Source organism: Microbacterium sp. AC132 (assembly GCF_979258525.1).
In genome coordinates, this window is the sequence record NZ_OZ409862.1 from 3,411,229 (window position 1) to 3,426,192 (window position 14,964).

Genomic DNA, 14,964 nt, shown 5'->3' on the forward strand with positions numbered 1-14,964 from the left:
CTCATGCACATCGTGCTTCCCCGACAGGAGCTCTCATGACCGAACAGACCACCACCGGATCCTCGCGCGTCAAGCGCGGTCTCGCCGAGATGCTCAAGGGCGGCGTGATCATGGACGTGGTCACCGCCGATCAGGCCAAGATCGCCGAAGACGCGGGCGCCGTCGCCGTCATGGCGCTCGAGCGGGTTCCCGCCGACATCCGCGCACAGGGCGGTGTCTCGCGCATGAGCGACCCCGACATGATCGACAGCATCATCGCGTCGGTGTCGATCCCCGTCATGGCGAAGGCACGCATCGGCCACTTCGTCGAAGCGCAGGTGCTGCAGGAGCTCGGCGTCGACTACATCGACGAGTCCGAGGTGCTCTCTCCCGCCGACTACGTGAACCACATCGACAAGCACGGCTTCGCTGTGCCCTTCGTCTGCGGTGCCACCAACCTCGGTGAGGCGCTGCGCCGCATCAATGAGGGCGCGGCGATGATCCGCTCCAAGGGTGAGGCCGGCACGGGGGATGTCTCCGAGGCGATGAAGCACATCAGGAAGATCCGTGGCGAGATCGCGGCTCTCACGGCTCTTCCGAAGGACGAGCTGTTCGTCGCGGCGAAAGAGCTGCAGGCGCCGTACGAGCTCGTGGCCGAGATCGCCGAGACCGGCAAGCTCCCCGTCGTGCTGTTCGTCGCGGGTGGCGTCGCGACCCCCGCGGATGCAGCGATGATGATGCAGCTGGGCGCCGACGGCGTCTTCGTGGGCTCGGGCATCTTCAAGTCCGGCAACCCGGCGGAGCGCGCCAAGGCGATCGTCAAGGCGACCACCTTCTTCGATGACGCCAAGGTGATCGCCGAGGTCTCACGCGGACTCGGCGAGGCCATGGTCGGCATCAACGTCTCCGACCTCCCCGCGCCGCACCGCCTGGCCGAGCGTGGCTGGTAGTCCACGGGTCGGCGTCCTCGCGCTGCAGGGCGACGTGCGCGAGCACGCCGCCCTGCTCGCGGGACTCGGAGCCGAGGTGGCGCTGGTGCGCCGCCCGGAGGAGCTTGCGTCTGTCGACGGTCTCGTCATCCCCGGCGGCGAGTCCAGCGTGATCGACAAGCTGTCGCGCACATTCGGGATGCAGGAGCCGATCAGGGACGCGATCGCTGCGGGACTCCCCGTGTATGGGACATGCGCCGGGCTGATCCTTCTCGCCGATGAGGTACTCGACGGCATCGAGGGACAGCAGTCATTCGGCGGCCTGGACATCGCCGTACTCCGCAATGCCTTCGGACGCCAGACGGAGTCCTTCGAGATGGACCTCGACGTTCCGGCGCTCGGTGAGGTGCCCGTGCACGCGACGTTCATCCGAGCTCCGATCGTCGAACGCGCAGGCGAGCGGGTCGAGGTGGTCGCCTCGCTTCCGGACGGCAGAATCGTCGCCGTGCGGCAGGGGCCACTCGTCGGCACCAGCTTCCACCCCGAGGTCGACGGCGAGACGCGCTTTCACGAGCTGTTCCTCGCGGGAGTCCGGGAGCGCACCTCGCGCCGTTGACGCCATGCGGTGCGACCCGCCACGGACCAGCGCGTGACAGGCGAGGGCCCGAGGTCGGACTATTCTCGTTCGAGTGACTGGATCCAGGGCTGAGGCCGCATATGCGCGTGCCGTCACCGCATTCAGCACCCCGACACTCGATCTGCTGCACGGTCGGTTCGCCCCGTTCGTGGTCGCGTCGCTCACTCTTCTGTTCACCGCCGACCGGGCGTCTGTCGCGGTCGCGGATGCGCACGCCGAGCTGGGCGAGGTGCTCGACGAACTCCGAGCGGCGGGGTATGACGACGACAGGCGGCTTCCGTCCGGGAGCGGCCGGGACGTGTGCCGGAACTGGGTGCGCCTCGGCTGGCTGATCCAGCAGATCGACGACGACGTCGAGGTCTACCGCCTGTCTGCGCATGCCGTCGCAGCACTCGAGATATCCGGCCGCACCGGCGGAGGGCGCACGCGCGTGTCGAACTCCCGCGTGCGCACCCTCCTCGACGCGGTCGACCACCTGTCGGTGAGCGCGGAAGTCGACCCGGTCCGGCGGCTGGCGCGGCTGTATGACGAACGCGATCTGCTCGACGCAGAGATCGCTCGCATCCAGGAGACCGGGCATGCCGACCCTGCCGACGATGAGGAGCTCCTCGAGGAGGCCGAGAACGTCCTGCACCTGGCACGCGAACTGCCCGCCGATTTCACGCGCGTCGCCGAGTCGCTCAGGTCGATGCAACGCGACGTCGTCGCCCACCTGCGCAGGGACGAGAGACCGACGAGCGAAGTGCTCCGCGAGTATCTGCAGCGCGCCCAGGATGTGATGCAGTCGACACCGGAGGGGCGCGCGTTCGCAGGAGCCCTGCGTCTGATCGGCGACCCCGATCGCATCGATGCCCTCACAGAGCAGCTTCGCGGACTGCTCGGCCGGCCCTTCGCCCGTATGCTCGACGGCGCGCAGCGCGCCGAGCTCGACGCCATCGGTCGACGCGTAGAGCAGGGGGTGGAGGAGGTGCTGGCCGCGCAGCGCCGCGCTTCGCACGTGATCACCGGCCAGGTGAAGACGCACGATCCGCTGCGCGATCGTCAGATCGACGACCTCCTGCGCGACGTCATCGCCGGGCTCCACGGATGGACCGGCCCGGCGACGGTCGTCGACCCGGTGCGCAGCATGCCGCTGATCGATCTCGGGCATCTGCGTCAGACCACCAGCGATATCCGCCCGCCGCGTGCACCGGCGCCCCTCGCCGACGCCGATGACGTCGACTTCCTCGATCACGACACGCGCGCCTGGGGTGGTCCGAGATATGCGGAGCTCGAGGAATACGTCGCCGGACTGGGGACGGACTTCGACCTCGCCGATGCCTTCCGGTCGGTGCCCGGCGCGGCTCGGCGCCCTGTCGATCTGCTCGGTCTGCTCGAGATCGCGCACCGGAACGGCCTCACCGAGGGAGATGGCATCTCGACGGTCGAAGCATTGCGCCCGGACGGCACGAGCAGGCGATTCGCATTCGGCGCCGTGACCGCCCGCAGCACGAAAGAGGATTCAGATGATGAGTGACGACGACCTCACCACAGCCGGCGCGGACGAGGGGTTCATCGCTCCGACGGCGATGGAGGACGACCTCGGGGCGCACTTCCCCGGCGATCGCGGCACGCTCGATCCCGAGATCAGGCGCGTGCTCGTGCACCTGCTCCAGCGGCGTTTCATCTCGATGGAGCGCAACCGACGTGAGTGGACGCTGCTGCTCGAGCACCAGCAGGTGATCGAGTCGCGGCTCAACGACATCTACCTGCGTCTGATCATCGATCACGCCAGAGGGTTCGCGTACAAGCAGCAGCTGCGCTCTGACGAGGTCGAGATGCCCGTGCTGCTGAAGGACTCTCCGTACTCGCGCGCCGAGACGCTCGTCCTGGTGCACCTGCGGACCGTCTACCAGCGCGAGTCCGCGTCCGGCGAGGGTTCAGTGCGGATCGACATCGAGGACGTCGAGCAGACCGTGCTGAGCTACTTCGCGGACGTCGACGGCGGAACCGCGAAGCAGCAGCGCGCCATTCGCAGCGCATTGGATCGGCTGGATCGAGAGGGCATCGTGCAGGAGGAGACCAGCGGACGCTACCGGATCACCGCGCTCGTGGAGGTGGTGCTCAGTGCGGAGACGCTCAAGGAGCTGCGGGAGTGGCTGCGATCCCAGGCGGTGGTGGCGCGATGACGATGATGGACACGCTCTTCGGGATGATCCCCGCGAGCTCACGCGGTCAGCAGTGGGTCGCGGAGGAGCTCCAGCTCATCAACTGGGGCGGCTACGACGGCGGTCCCCACCGCGTGCGGTTCTCGCCCGATGCGACCCTGCTGTGCGGCGGATCGGGGTCGGGCAAGTCGACGCTCATGGACGGCTACATCGCGCTGATGATGCCGCACACGACGCCCTTCAACGGCGCGTCCAACGGCGGCGTCACGGGCCGTCCCCGCGGCGACGAGCAGCGGAACATCCTGTCGTACGGGCGCGGCAAGATCGACGAGTCCCGCACCGAGGAGGGGACGAAGCTCCGCGTGCTGCGCGGCGACGGCGAGGACACCTGGAGCGCCGTCTCGATGACGTGGTTGGATCACGACGGCTCGCGCTTCACGGCGGTGCGCGGGTGGTACATCCCCGCGGACGCCCGCACCCTCGAGGACACCACGCGATTGCGGGCCACGATCGACGGCGCCTTCGACCTCTCGCAGCTCGAACGCGCTGCGGTCCAGCGACTCAGTGACGCGTCGGTGCGCGTCGTCGGGCTGGAGCCCGTGGCGACCGACCGCGAGTTCTCGGCTCGACTTCACGCCGTGCTCGGCATCGGCGCGGCCGGTTCGGGGGCGAAGGCGATCAGTCTTCTCGCCCGCATCCAGGCCGGTCAGCAGATCACGACGGTCGACGACCTCTACAAGAAGCTCGTGCTCGAGGAGCCCGAGACGATGGCGACCGCGGACGCGGTGGTCGCTCATTTCGATGAGTTGGAGAGCACCCGGACGCGGATGCTCGTCGCCAAGCAGCAGGTGGCGGCTCTCGAGCCGATCCGCGAGATCTCGCAGCGCATCGAGGCGGCGTCGGCGCGGATGAGCGTCGTGGACGAGGTCGGGGTCTTCTCGGAGCCGACCTCCCTCGCGTCCCTGTGGAGCGCCGAGCGCCGCCTCGATCTGCTGCGCGAGGTGGAGGCGGATCTGCGTGACCGCACCCAGGCGCTGCAGCTGGCCGTCCGCGAGAAGAACGCACTGATCGCCGCCGCCGAGGTCGAGCGGGAGGGGCTGCTCGACGTCCTGCGGCAGTCCGGAGGCGACCGCCTCGAGACCGCTCAGCGCGAGCTGCGGGGTGTCGAGCGCCGACTGGAGGACGTCCAGCGCGAGCGGGCGCGCTTCGACAGCGTCGCCAGGGAGCTCGGCGCCGAGGTGCGCACCGCATCCGATTTCGAGGAACTGCTCGCCCGCGTCGGCCGGGAGCTCCCGCAGAGCGGACTGCGCGGAGCCCGCGCCGCCTTCGCCGATGCAGAGTCGTCGCGCCGAGCGGTCGAGAGCGAGCTGAGTCGGGCGCGTGCCGAGCAGGACCGCACCCGTGAGCTCCGCGGGAGCATTCCCGCGCATCTGCATGAGGCGAGAACTCTCCTCGCCCAGGCGGCCGGGCTCACCCCGACGGATCTGCCCTTCGTCGGTGAGCTCATCGAGGTGCGCACCGAGTTCGAGCCCTGGCGGGACGCGTTCAACCTCGCCCTCGGCGGGTTCGCGCGGACATTGCTCGTCGATGTCGCGGACCTCGGGCGGTTCCGTGCGGCCATCGAGTCGGTGCGCATCGCTGAGCGGATCAGCTACGAAGGCGTCCCGACGGGCGTCGCCGAGTCTCGGACGGCGGACCCCCGCACGCTCCCCGGTCGTCTCGATCACCGATCGACGCCGTTCACCGGATGGCTTCAGCAGCGACTCCGTGAGCGGTTCGAGTACGTGTGCGTGGACTCGTCGACCGAGCTCGCCGAGCACCCTCGCGCGCTGACGCTCGCGGGGCAGGTGTCGCACGGAGACCGCGGGTCCCATGGCGGGCATGGCCGGGCGAACATGCTCGGATTCTCGAACGCGCGCCGTCTTCGCGAGCTCGACGAGCAGATCAGCCAGCTCGAGAGCCGCCGCGATGCTGCGACTCAGGCCGCTGCGGACGCCGAGGCCGACCTCGACCGGATCGAGGCGACGTCCAAGGCGCACGCGAAGATCGAGGACCTCACCTGGGATCAGATCGACGTCGAGGCCGTCACGGCGGAGCGCGCGCGATGGGTCGCAGTGGAGGCGGAGGTCACCGACGAGAACCCGAAGATCGCCGAGCTGAAGTCGCAGGCCGAGGAGCTCAGAAAACGGGTCGGCCGTCTGCGCGACGAGAGCTCCCGACTCGGGGGAGACCTCACACTCGCTCAGGACCGTTGGGTGGAGGTCACCGACCAGGTCGACGACTGTCAGCGGATCGTCGATGCGGCTGAGGCGGCCGAGATCGCGCTGGAGGAGCGGCATCGTTCGTTCCTCGACGCGCGCTTCCTCGGAGCAGACGCGGCCGTGAGCGTGACGGCGTCGGAGCGCCTCGCTCACCTCCACGCCGCATTGCGCACGGCCGCGACCAGACTGCTCGAGGACCGCACGTCGGCAGCCGCGGCGCACGCCGAGCAGCGTGAGCAGATGCGACGCCTGATGACCGGCTTCCTCGAGCGCTGGGATACGCTCACGATCCTCCCCGACCCCGACGAGTCGGTCGCGGAGTTCGAGAGCATCCTCGTGGCGCTCGAGACCAACGGCCTGCACGAGCTGGAATCCGAATGGCGAGACAGCCTCCTCAAGCTCTCCGGAAACGATCTGACGAGCCTGGATTCGACGCTGGGTCGTGCACTGCGCGAGATCAAGAACCGCATCGACCCGATCAACAGGATCATGGAGGAGCTGCCGTTCTACGACGATGATCACCGTCTTCAGATCACACCGCGCGAGAACCAGTCCGAGGCGCGCAGGCGATTCCGCAAGGAGCTTCGCGAGGTGCGCAGCCTCATCGACGCAGCGGAGACGGATGTCGATCGTGAGAGCGTCTACCGGAGGATGAGCCGTCTCATCGGTCGGATGCGACGCACAGCTCCCGACTTCGCCGAGCTCATCGACGTGCGCAACCATGTGCGGGTGAGCGCGGAGCGGGTCCATGCGACGACCCGGGAGCATGTCGCGCTCTACGACCACATCGGCGAGAAATCGGGTGGAGAGTCGCAGGAGCTGGTCGCCTTCATCGTGGGCGCGGCACTGCGCTACCAGCTCGGCGACGCGGGTGCCGAGCGTCCGAGGTATGCACCCGTGTTCATGGACGAGGCCCTGATCAAGGCAGACGCGCACTTCACGAAGCGTGCGATCGGAGCATGGCGGGGTCTCGGCTTCCAGCTCGTGATCGGTGCGCCGAACGACAAGTACAGCGCCATCGAACCGCATGTCGACGTGGAGTACGACATCCTCAAGGACACGCGCGGCCGCTCCTGGGCACGGCCGAAGGTCGGTCTGCCCGCCGAGTGACACCGGCGATAATGGTCAGCGCGACACGAGAGTTCGGATCGCGCCGACCGTGCGGTCGATGTCGTCCCGGGTCGTCGCCCAGGACGACATCGAGCAGCGCAGCGCAGCGCGACCTCTCCACTCGGCCCCGGTCATGGCGGCGGTGCCCTCCACGAGCACGGCCTCACCCAGCCGTCGCGTCGCCTCATCGGAATCGAGACAGAACATGACCTGCGTGTAGTCGACGTCGTTGAGGATGCGGATGCCGTCGATCGTCGTGAGCCCCTCGGCCATCGCCACCGCGTTCTCGTGCAGCCTGTCGATCAGGTTCGAGATGCCGTCCCGTCCGAGGCTGCGCATCGCCGCCCACGCGGGCACGCCGCGTGCGCGACGGGACAGTTCCGGCGTCACGTCCCACGGGTCCAGACTCGTGTAGATGAGGTAATCGCCACCCGTGCGGAACGCGGCGATGGAGTCCGCAGGGTCGCGGACGATCGCCATGCCGCAGTCGTAGGGCACGTTGAGTGTCTTATGCGCATCTGTCGCCCACGAATCGGCGTCGGACATGCCCGCCGTCAGCGGCTGCAGCGACTCGGAGGCCGCGGCCCAGAGGCCGAATGCGCCGTCGACGTGCACCCAGGCTCCGTGCCGATGGGCTATCGGTATGAGGGCAGCGAAGTCGTCGAATGCGCCGGTGTGCACTTCTCCGGCCTGTAGACAGACGATGGTCGGTCCGGAGCCGTCCGCGAGGACGCTGTCCAGGGCGTCTGGTCGCATGCGCCCCTGCGCGTCGGATTCGACGGCAGTGATGCCGGTGCGTCCGATCCCGAGGAACCGCGCTGCACGGTCGATCGACCCATGGCGGTCGGCACCTACGACGAAGCGCATCTGCGGAGATCCGTGCAGTCCCTTCTCGCTGAGGTTCCAGCCGACTCGAGCGAGAACGGCGTTCCGTGCCGTCGCGAGGCAGGTGAAGTTCGCCATCTGGCCGCCGGTGACGAATCCGACGCTCGCGTCGTCGGGCAGGCCCAGGATGTCGAGCATCCACCGGCCGGCTATGCGCTCCAACGCCACGGTCGTCGGCGTGAGCAGGGCGGATCCCGAATTCTGGTCCCAGGCGGACACGAGCCAGTCGGCGGCGAGGGCAGCGGGATGCGTGCCGCCGATGACGAACCCGAAGAATCGTCCTCCGGGGATCGCGACGAGACCGGGGTCCGCCCGCGACACGATCTCGCCGATCACCTCTTCCGGATCCATGCCTTCGGCGGGCAGGGGGCCGCCGAAGGCGTCGAGCATCTCGGCGAGGGTCGCCCGCGGCCACACCGGTCTGTCGTCGAGCGACCCGAGGAACTCGAGTGCTGCTCGGTGGGCGGCGTCCAATCCGCGGATCCTGTCATCGTCGACGCTCTGGTCCATGTGTCAGGACTACACCCAGGCCTGCCCTCACACCAGAGCGATCACGGGAACAGGAGGCCGCCGCTCCGTGTGCGGCCACAGGCCGCGGGCATGGTTCGATAGAATGGACGATGCCCTGGGCCGTGCCCACGGGCGGATACGACGAGCGGAGAATTATGTCCGGGCATTCCAAGTGGGCCACCACGAAGCACAAGAAGGCCATCATCGACTCCAGGCGCGCCAAGTCCTGGGCCAAGCTCATCAAGAACATCGAGGTCGCGGCCAAGCTCGGCGGAGCCGACCTGCAGGGAAACCCGACGCTGTTCGACGCGGTGCAGAAGGCGAAGAAGACGTCGGTCCCGAAGGACAACATCGATCGCGCAGTGAAGCGCGGCGCGGGCATCGGCGGCGAAGCGGTCGAGTACACCTCGATCATGTACGAGGGGTACGGACCCAACGGCGTCGCGATGATGATCGAATGTCTGACCGACAACAAGAACCGTGCTGCGGCCGAGGTCCGCACTGCTCTCAGCCGCAACGGCGGAACCCTCGCCGACCCGGGCAGCGTCGCCTATAACTTCAGCCGCAAGGGCGTGATCGTGGTCGGCTCCGAGGGGACCACCGAGGATGACGTGATGATGGCCGCGCTCGAAGCGGGGGCCGAAGAGATCGAGCCGCACGCCGAGGGCTTCGAGATCATCACCGAGGCGACGGATCTCGTGACCGTCCGCAGCGCGCTGCAGGAGGCGGGAATCGACTACGAATCCGCCGACGTCGAGTTCGTGCCGAACCTCAAGGTCGAGATCGACGCCGACACCGCTCGCAAGATCTTCCGCCTCATCGATGCACTCGAAGACAGCGAGGACGTGCAGAACGTCTTCACCAACTTCGATCTCACCGCCGAGGTGCAGGCCGAGCTCGAGAACGACGACGCGTAGGCGCGCCGACCGCGTGCCGTCGGACAAGACGCTTAGCCTGGGGGAGTGACCTCCTCCTCGCTTCGCGTGCTCGGCATAGACCCGGGTCTCACCCGGTGCGGCGTGGGGGTCGTCGACGTCGACCGGGCTCGACGAGGGACGCTCGTGCATGTCGGAGTCATCCGCTCGGCGCCCGATCTCCCGATCGGCGAACGACTCGCGATCGTCGCCGCAGGCATCCGAGAGGTGCTGGAGCTCCATCGGCCCGATGCTGTCGCGGTCGAGCGCGTGTTCGCGCAGCAGAACAGTCACACGGTGATGGGCACGGCCCAGGCGAGCGGCGTGGCTCTGCTGCTCGCTGCTGAGGCAGGACTCCCGGCGGCCACGCACACTCCGAGCGAGGTCAAGGCGGCGGTCACCGGCTACGGCTCGGCGGACAAGCGTCAGGTGCAGACCATGATCGCCCGGATCCTGCGCCTGGATGCGCCGCCGCAGCCGCCGGATGCCGCTGACGCCCTCGCGATCGCGCTCTGCCACGCGTGGCGTCGGGGCGCAGCGGGGGTCCCGGGCGTGGACGCGCTCACCCCGGCCCAGAAGGCATGGGCCGACGCGGAGCGTGTCGCTCGAACATATCTACGATCGGGTGCGTAGGCTGGGCTGATGATCTCCTCGCTGCACGGCGCTGTCCTCCACTCGACCGCCGATCAGGTCATCATCGACGTCGGGGGAGTCGGGTTCTCCGTCTCGGTGCCCGCAGACGTGGCTCACACCGCGACCGTCGGCGAGAAGCTGATGCTGCACACGAGCCTCATCGTGCGCGAGGATGCGCTGTCGCTCTACGGGTTCGCCGACCGCAGCGAGCTGGAGATCTTCGGCCTGCTGATCAGCGTGACCGGCGTCGGGCCGAAGTCGGCGCTGGGGGTGCTGTCGCATCTCACCGTCGACCAGATCGCGGAAGCCGTGACATCGGAGGATGACGCCCCGTTCCGCCGTGTCTCGGGTATCGGCCCCAAGACCGCCAAGCTCATCGTCCTCCAGCTCGCGGGCAAGGTGCATCCGGTGGGCGCGGCGTCGAAGCCCGCCGCGAACGGACCCGTCGACGTCGTCGATCAGGTCGCTGCCGCGCTCGTCGGTCTGGGGTGGTCCGAGAAGGTCGCCGCCGAGGCCGCCGCGCAGACGGCCGCGGAGGCCTCTGCGGCCGAGCGGGCAGCCGTCGCACCGTTGCTGCGCCGCACGCTCGCGCTGCTGGGGCCGGCGCGTGTCTGACATCCGCGACGCCGCCGAGCCCTCGGACGACACCGAGCTGGCGATCGAGGGAGCCCTGCGACCCACGAGCCTGGGTGAGTTCGTCGGTCAGCAGAAGGTGCGGGGGCAGCTCCAGCTGCTCCTCGATGCCGCACGGATCCAGAATCGCCCGCCCGACCACATCCTGCTCGCGGGCCCGCCCGGGCTCGGCAAGACCACGCTGGCGATGATCGTCGCGCACGAGAGCGAACGTCCGCTGCGCCTCTCGAGCGGACCGGCGATCCAGCACGCCGGCGACCTCGCCGCGCTCCTCTCGAGCCTCGTGCCCGGCGAGGTGCTGTTCATCGACGAGATCCACCGGATGGCGCGGTCGGCGGAGGAGATGCTCTATCTCGCGATGGAGGACTTCCGCATCGACATCATGGTGGGCAAGGGCGCGGGGGCGACCAGCATCCCGCTGGACCTCGCACCGTTCACGCTCGTCGGTGCGACGACGCGCTCGGGTCTGCTGCCGAACCCGCTGCGGGATCGCTTCGGCTTCACCGGTCACCTGGAGTTCTACGAGGAGGCGGAGCTCGAGCGCGTCATCGCACGCTCGGCCCTCATGCTGGGCGTCGATCTGCCGCGGGATTCGCTGTCGGAGATCGCCCGTCGCTCGCGCGGCACTCCTCGTATCGCGAACCGCCTGCTGCGTCGAGTGCGCGACTATGCGCTCGTTCACGGCGGCGGCGCGGCCTCCCTGGTCGGGGTCAAGGCCGCGCTGGAGCTCTACGACGTCGACCCCATCGGACTGGACCGCCTCGACAGAGCGGTGCTCGAGGCGCTCGTTCGGCGCTTCCGCGGGGGTCCCGTGGGGCTCAGCACGCTCGCGGTCGCAGTGGGCGAGGAGGCCGAGACGGTCGAGAGCGTCGTCGAGCCCTATCTCGTGCGCATCGGATTCCTGGGTCGCACACCTCGAGGTCGCGTCGCCATGCCGGAGGCCTACAGCCACCTCGGCATCGCGCACCCGGACGGGGCGCTCCGACTTGATGACCTATAATCGCTGAAGACTTCCCCTGATAGAACTGCGCGACCGTCCTGTGGTGCGCGCACCTGAGAAAGGCCCTTTGCCACCATGCCCATGGAAATCCTCCTCTTCGGCCTTCTCGCCGTTCTCGTCGTCTTCATGTTCGTCAACGGACGCAAGCGCCAGAAGCAGATGAAGGCTGAGCAGGAGGAGAAGGCGACCAAGACCGTTCCCGGGGTCAAGGTGCTCCTCCAGGGTGGTATCTACGGCACGATCGTGGCCTACGACCACGACGACCTCGACTCGCCCGCGCTCGTCGAGATCGCTCCCGGCACCGTCATCGAGGTGCACAGCCAGGCGATCCTGCGCATCGTCGAGCCCAAGGACGCGATCGAGACCGACCCGGCAGTGCTCGCCGCCGAGGATGCACCGATCGTGAACGACGTTCCCGTCGTCGACGACGCTCCGGCCCTCGAGACTCCCGAGGAGACCCGTCGCCGTCTCGAGCGCGACGCCGACGACAAGTAGCCTTCGCGCTGCACCACCTCGGCACTCCGGCATCTTAGAAAGCTGATCACACGTGGCCACTTCTTCTCCGGTCCGTCATGCCTGGCGGGTCCTCATGGGCCTGCTCCTGGTGACGGGCGTCCTCTTCGGCATCAACGCGCTCGGCGTCCACGTGTTCGAGAAGAGCTCCTGGACCCCTGAGCTCGCGCTCGACCTGCAGGGCGGCACGCAGATCGTGCTCAGTGCCGAGACCGAGGACGGCGCTGCGCCCTCCCCGGAGCAGCTCGATCAGGCGGCCGCGATCATCCGCCAGCGCGTCGATGCATCCGGTGTGGCCGAGGCCGACATCACCACCGAGGGCGGCCGCAACATCGTGGTGCAGATCCCGGGTGTCGCAGACGAGCAGACGCGTGCGCGCATCCAGTCGAGCGCGCAGCTGGAGTTCCGCCCGGTGCTCGCCACGACGGCCGGCACCAATCAGTACGTGGGTGAAGACGGCAACGAGACGGCGTATCCGACCCCGGACGACTCGCTGAACGCGACGCCGACGGCCGAGCCGACGGACGCGAGCGACCTCGCCTGGGTGACCGACAGGCTCGCCGCGGAGTTCCAGGCCTACGACTGCGCCAACCCCGAGAACGACCCCTCGAATGCGCCCAAGGACGAGCCGCTCATCGCGTGCGATCCCTCGGGCCAGGCGAAGTACCTCCTCGGTCCGACCGAGCTCACGGGTGATGCCATCACCGACGCATCCGCGGGCCGCGACCCGAAGACGGGCGCGTGGCTCGTCCAGCTGACGATGAACGGCGACGGCGCCGAGGCCTTCGGCGAGGTGAGCACCCGCCTCAACCAGAACCGCCTCGCGGAGCTCTCGCCGCGTGATCAGTTCGCCTTCGTCCTCGACGGATCGGTGATCAGCGCACCGCGCATGAACGGACAGATCCTCGACGGTCGCCCGAGCATCTCGGGAGACTTCAACCAGGAGTCGGCGACTGCCCTCGCCGACCAGCTCAAATTCGGCGCCCTGCCCCTGAGCTTCGAGGTTCAGAGCTCCGACACCATCTCCGCGACCCTCGGCACCCAGCAGCTTCAGATCGGTCTCATCGCGGGCCTCATCGGTCTCGCACTCGTGGCGATCTACTCACTGATCGTCTATCGGGCGCTCGGCTCCGTGATCATCGCGTCCATCGCCGTGATGGCGGTTCTGACGTACATCATCATCTGCATCCTCGCGTGGCGATTGGGCTTCCGCCTGTCGCTCGCCGGCGTCGCGGGCCTCATCGTCTCGATCGGCTTCACCGCCGACTCGTTCATCGTGTACTTCGAGAGGATCCGAGACGAGCTCCGCGACGGAAAGTCGATTACCTCGGCGGTCGAAGACGGCTGGGGCAGAGCGAAGCGCACGATCTACATCTCGAAGTCGATCAACATCCTCGCGGCAGTGGTGCTGTACATCCTCGCGGACTCCACTGTGAAGGGCTTCGCCTTCACTCTGGGGCTCACGACCCTCATCGACGTGTTCATCTTCGTGATCTTCACGCACCCGGTGATGCAGCTGCTCGCCCGCACCAAGTTCTTCGGCGGGGGCCACAAGCTCTCCGGTCTCGATCCCGAATCGCTCGGTGCGGTGTACCGCAGCCGATCGCAGTTCCGTCAGGTGTCGACCGCCACCGCGGGCCGCGGGGCGAAGAACGCCAGAGCCAAGGGCGAAGCCGAGCGCCGTCAGACCATCGCAGAGCGCAAGCGCGCCGAAGCACTAGCCGGTGAGAGAACCACCCGCACCGGAAGCGAGGGGGACGCCTGATGGCTTCCATGAACGAGTTCGGTAACAACCTCTACACGGGAAAGACGTCCTTCCCGTTCGTCGGCAAGCGCCGCCTGTGGTTCATCATCGCGATCGTGCTGGTCGTCGGCTCGGCGCTGGTGCCGCTCATCCGCCCGATCCAGTTCTCGATCGAGTTCACGGGCGGGTCGCAGTTCACCGTGCAGGCGCCCGACAGCTTCGAGCAGGAGACCGCGAAGACCGCGGTGCAGTCGGTCGTACCCGGTGCGGCGACCAAGGTCGTCGTGGTGGGCGGCAACGACATCCGCGTCCAGACCGATCAGATGAGCGCTGCCGAGACGCAGCAGGTCTCCAACGCCCTCGCCGATGCCTATGGCGTCGAGCCCGAGAGCGTGACCTCGTCGTTCATCGGACCGGCGTGGGGTGAGAACGTCACCAAGCAGTCCCTCTGGGGTCTCGCGATCTTCCTCGCACTGACGTTCCTGATCCTCGCGATCTACTTCCGGACGTGGAAGATGTCCGCGGCAGCGATCCTCGGCCTGCTCGACGTCCTCGTCATCACGGTCGGCGTCTACGCCCTGGCCGGGTTCGAGATCTCACCGGCCGCGGTCATCGGATTCCTGACGATCCTCGCCTACTCGCTGTATGACACCACGGTGGTGTTCGACAAGATCAGGGAGAACACCACGGAGGACGGCGAGAACTCGACGCGAACCTTCGGCGAGTCGGTCAACCTGGCGGTGAACCAGACGCTGATCCGATCGATCAACACCTCGGTCGTCGCCGCACTGCCGGTCGGCGCCGTCCTCTTCATCGGAGCCTTCTGGCTGGGCGCCGAGTCCCTCACGGACATCTCGCTCTCGATCTTCGTCGGCATCCTGGTCGCGACCTACTCGACCCTGTTCGTGGCCGCGCCGCTCTACTCGCTCTTCCGCGAGAACGAGCCGCAGATCGCGGCACGAGATGCCAAGATCCGCGAGGCACGAAGCCTCGCGACCGCAGAGACCCGATAGTCCCCGCTCCGCGGGGCCGCACCCCGTGGAGCACGCGTAAGCTGTTGTGATTCGGA

13 protein-coding genes are annotated in these 14,964 nt (G+C 68.0%); 12 read left to right on the forward strand and 1 reads right to left on the reverse strand.

Annotated elements, in window-relative coordinates:
* The first annotated feature begins 35 nt into the window (after positions 1-35).
* The 5 genes from pdxS to ACZZZQ_RS16530 all read left to right on the forward strand — a co-directional run bounded on the left by pdxS (position 36) and on the right by ACZZZQ_RS16530 (position 7,063).
* Positions 36-929: a pyridoxal 5'-phosphate synthase lyase subunit PdxS gene (pdxS, locus tag ACZZZQ_RS16510; RefSeq protein ID WP_056278787.1), complete on the forward strand. Its 894-nt coding sequence runs from the start codon at positions 36-38 to the stop codon at positions 927-929.
* On the forward strand, positions 919-1,524 hold the full coding sequence (gene pdxT, locus ACZZZQ_RS16515; protein WP_463507955.1) for a pyridoxal 5'-phosphate synthase glutaminase subunit PdxT: 606 nt from the start codon (positions 919-921) through the stop codon (positions 1,522-1,524). Before pdxS ends, pdxT begins: the two co-directional genes overlap by 11 nt.
* Before the next feature lie 73 nt (positions 1,525-1,597).
* Positions 1,598-3,061, forward strand: coding sequence for a DUF3375 domain-containing protein (locus ACZZZQ_RS16520; RefSeq protein WP_463507956.1), 1,464 nt, complete (start codon positions 1,598-1,600; stop codon positions 3,059-3,061).
* Positions 3,054-3,713, forward strand: coding sequence for a DUF4194 domain-containing protein (locus tag ACZZZQ_RS16525; RefSeq protein WP_463507957.1), 660 nt, complete (start codon positions 3,054-3,056; stop codon positions 3,711-3,713). Before ACZZZQ_RS16520 ends, ACZZZQ_RS16525 begins: the two co-directional genes overlap by 8 nt.
* Complete coding sequence (locus ACZZZQ_RS16530; RefSeq protein ID WP_463508105.1) at positions 3,710-7,063, forward strand: ATP-binding protein; 3,354 nt, start codon at positions 3,710-3,712, stop codon at positions 7,061-7,063. The genes ACZZZQ_RS16525 and ACZZZQ_RS16530 overlap by 4 nt, the downstream gene beginning before the upstream one ends.
* A gap of 15 nt (positions 7,064-7,078) precedes the next feature.
* Here ACZZZQ_RS16530 and ACZZZQ_RS16535 read toward each other — a convergent pair whose 3' ends face one another.
* Positions 7,079-8,458, reverse strand: coding sequence for a pyridoxal phosphate-dependent decarboxylase family protein (locus ACZZZQ_RS16535; protein ID WP_285365490.1), 1,380 nt, complete (start codon positions 8,456-8,458; stop codon positions 7,079-7,081).
* Between the two features lie 155 nt (positions 8,459-8,613).
* Between ACZZZQ_RS16535 and ACZZZQ_RS16540 the strand changes: the two genes are divergently transcribed.
* From ACZZZQ_RS16540 to secF, 7 genes are all read left to right on the forward strand, one after another.
* The gene (locus ACZZZQ_RS16540; protein ID WP_053096182.1) at positions 8,614-9,375 is read left to right on the forward strand and encodes a YebC/PmpR family DNA-binding transcriptional regulator; all 762 of its coding nucleotides are present in this window, start codon (positions 8,614-8,616) and stop codon (positions 9,373-9,375) included.
* A 45-nt stretch (positions 9,376-9,420) separates the two neighbouring features.
* Positions 9,421-10,005 carry a crossover junction endodeoxyribonuclease RuvC gene (ruvC, locus tag ACZZZQ_RS16545; RefSeq protein WP_053096180.1) on the forward strand — a complete coding sequence of 195 codons (585 nt, stop codon included), beginning with the start codon at positions 9,421-9,423 and terminating at the stop codon, positions 10,003-10,005.
* Between the two features lie 9 nt (positions 10,006-10,014).
* Positions 10,015-10,620 carry a Holliday junction branch migration protein RuvA gene (gene ruvA / locus ACZZZQ_RS16550; protein WP_463507958.1) on the forward strand — a complete coding sequence of 202 codons (606 nt, stop codon included), beginning with the start codon at positions 10,015-10,017 and terminating at the stop codon, positions 10,618-10,620.
* The gene (ruvB, locus tag ACZZZQ_RS16555) at positions 10,613-11,638 is read left to right on the forward strand and encodes a Holliday junction branch migration DNA helicase RuvB (RefSeq protein ID WP_053096175.1); all 1,026 of its coding nucleotides are present in this window, start codon (positions 10,613-10,615) and stop codon (positions 11,636-11,638) included. Before ruvA ends, ruvB begins: the two co-directional genes overlap by 8 nt.
* Positions 11,639-11,719: 81 nt before the next feature.
* On the forward strand, positions 11,720-12,133 hold the full coding sequence (locus tag ACZZZQ_RS16560; protein WP_053096173.1) for a preprotein translocase subunit YajC: 414 nt from the start codon (positions 11,720-11,722) through the stop codon (positions 12,131-12,133).
* A gap of 52 nt (positions 12,134-12,185) precedes the next feature.
* Positions 12,186-13,916, forward strand: a complete 1,731-nt coding sequence (gene secD / locus ACZZZQ_RS16565) for a protein translocase subunit SecD (protein ID WP_463507959.1) — start codon at positions 12,186-12,188, stop codon at positions 13,914-13,916.
* Entirely contained in the window at positions 13,916-14,908 is a 993-nt protein-coding gene (gene secF, locus ACZZZQ_RS16570; RefSeq protein WP_056278783.1) for a protein translocase subunit SecF, read from the forward strand. The genes secD and secF overlap by 1 nt, the downstream gene beginning before the upstream one ends.
* Positions 14,909-14,964: the final 56 nt, after the last annotated feature.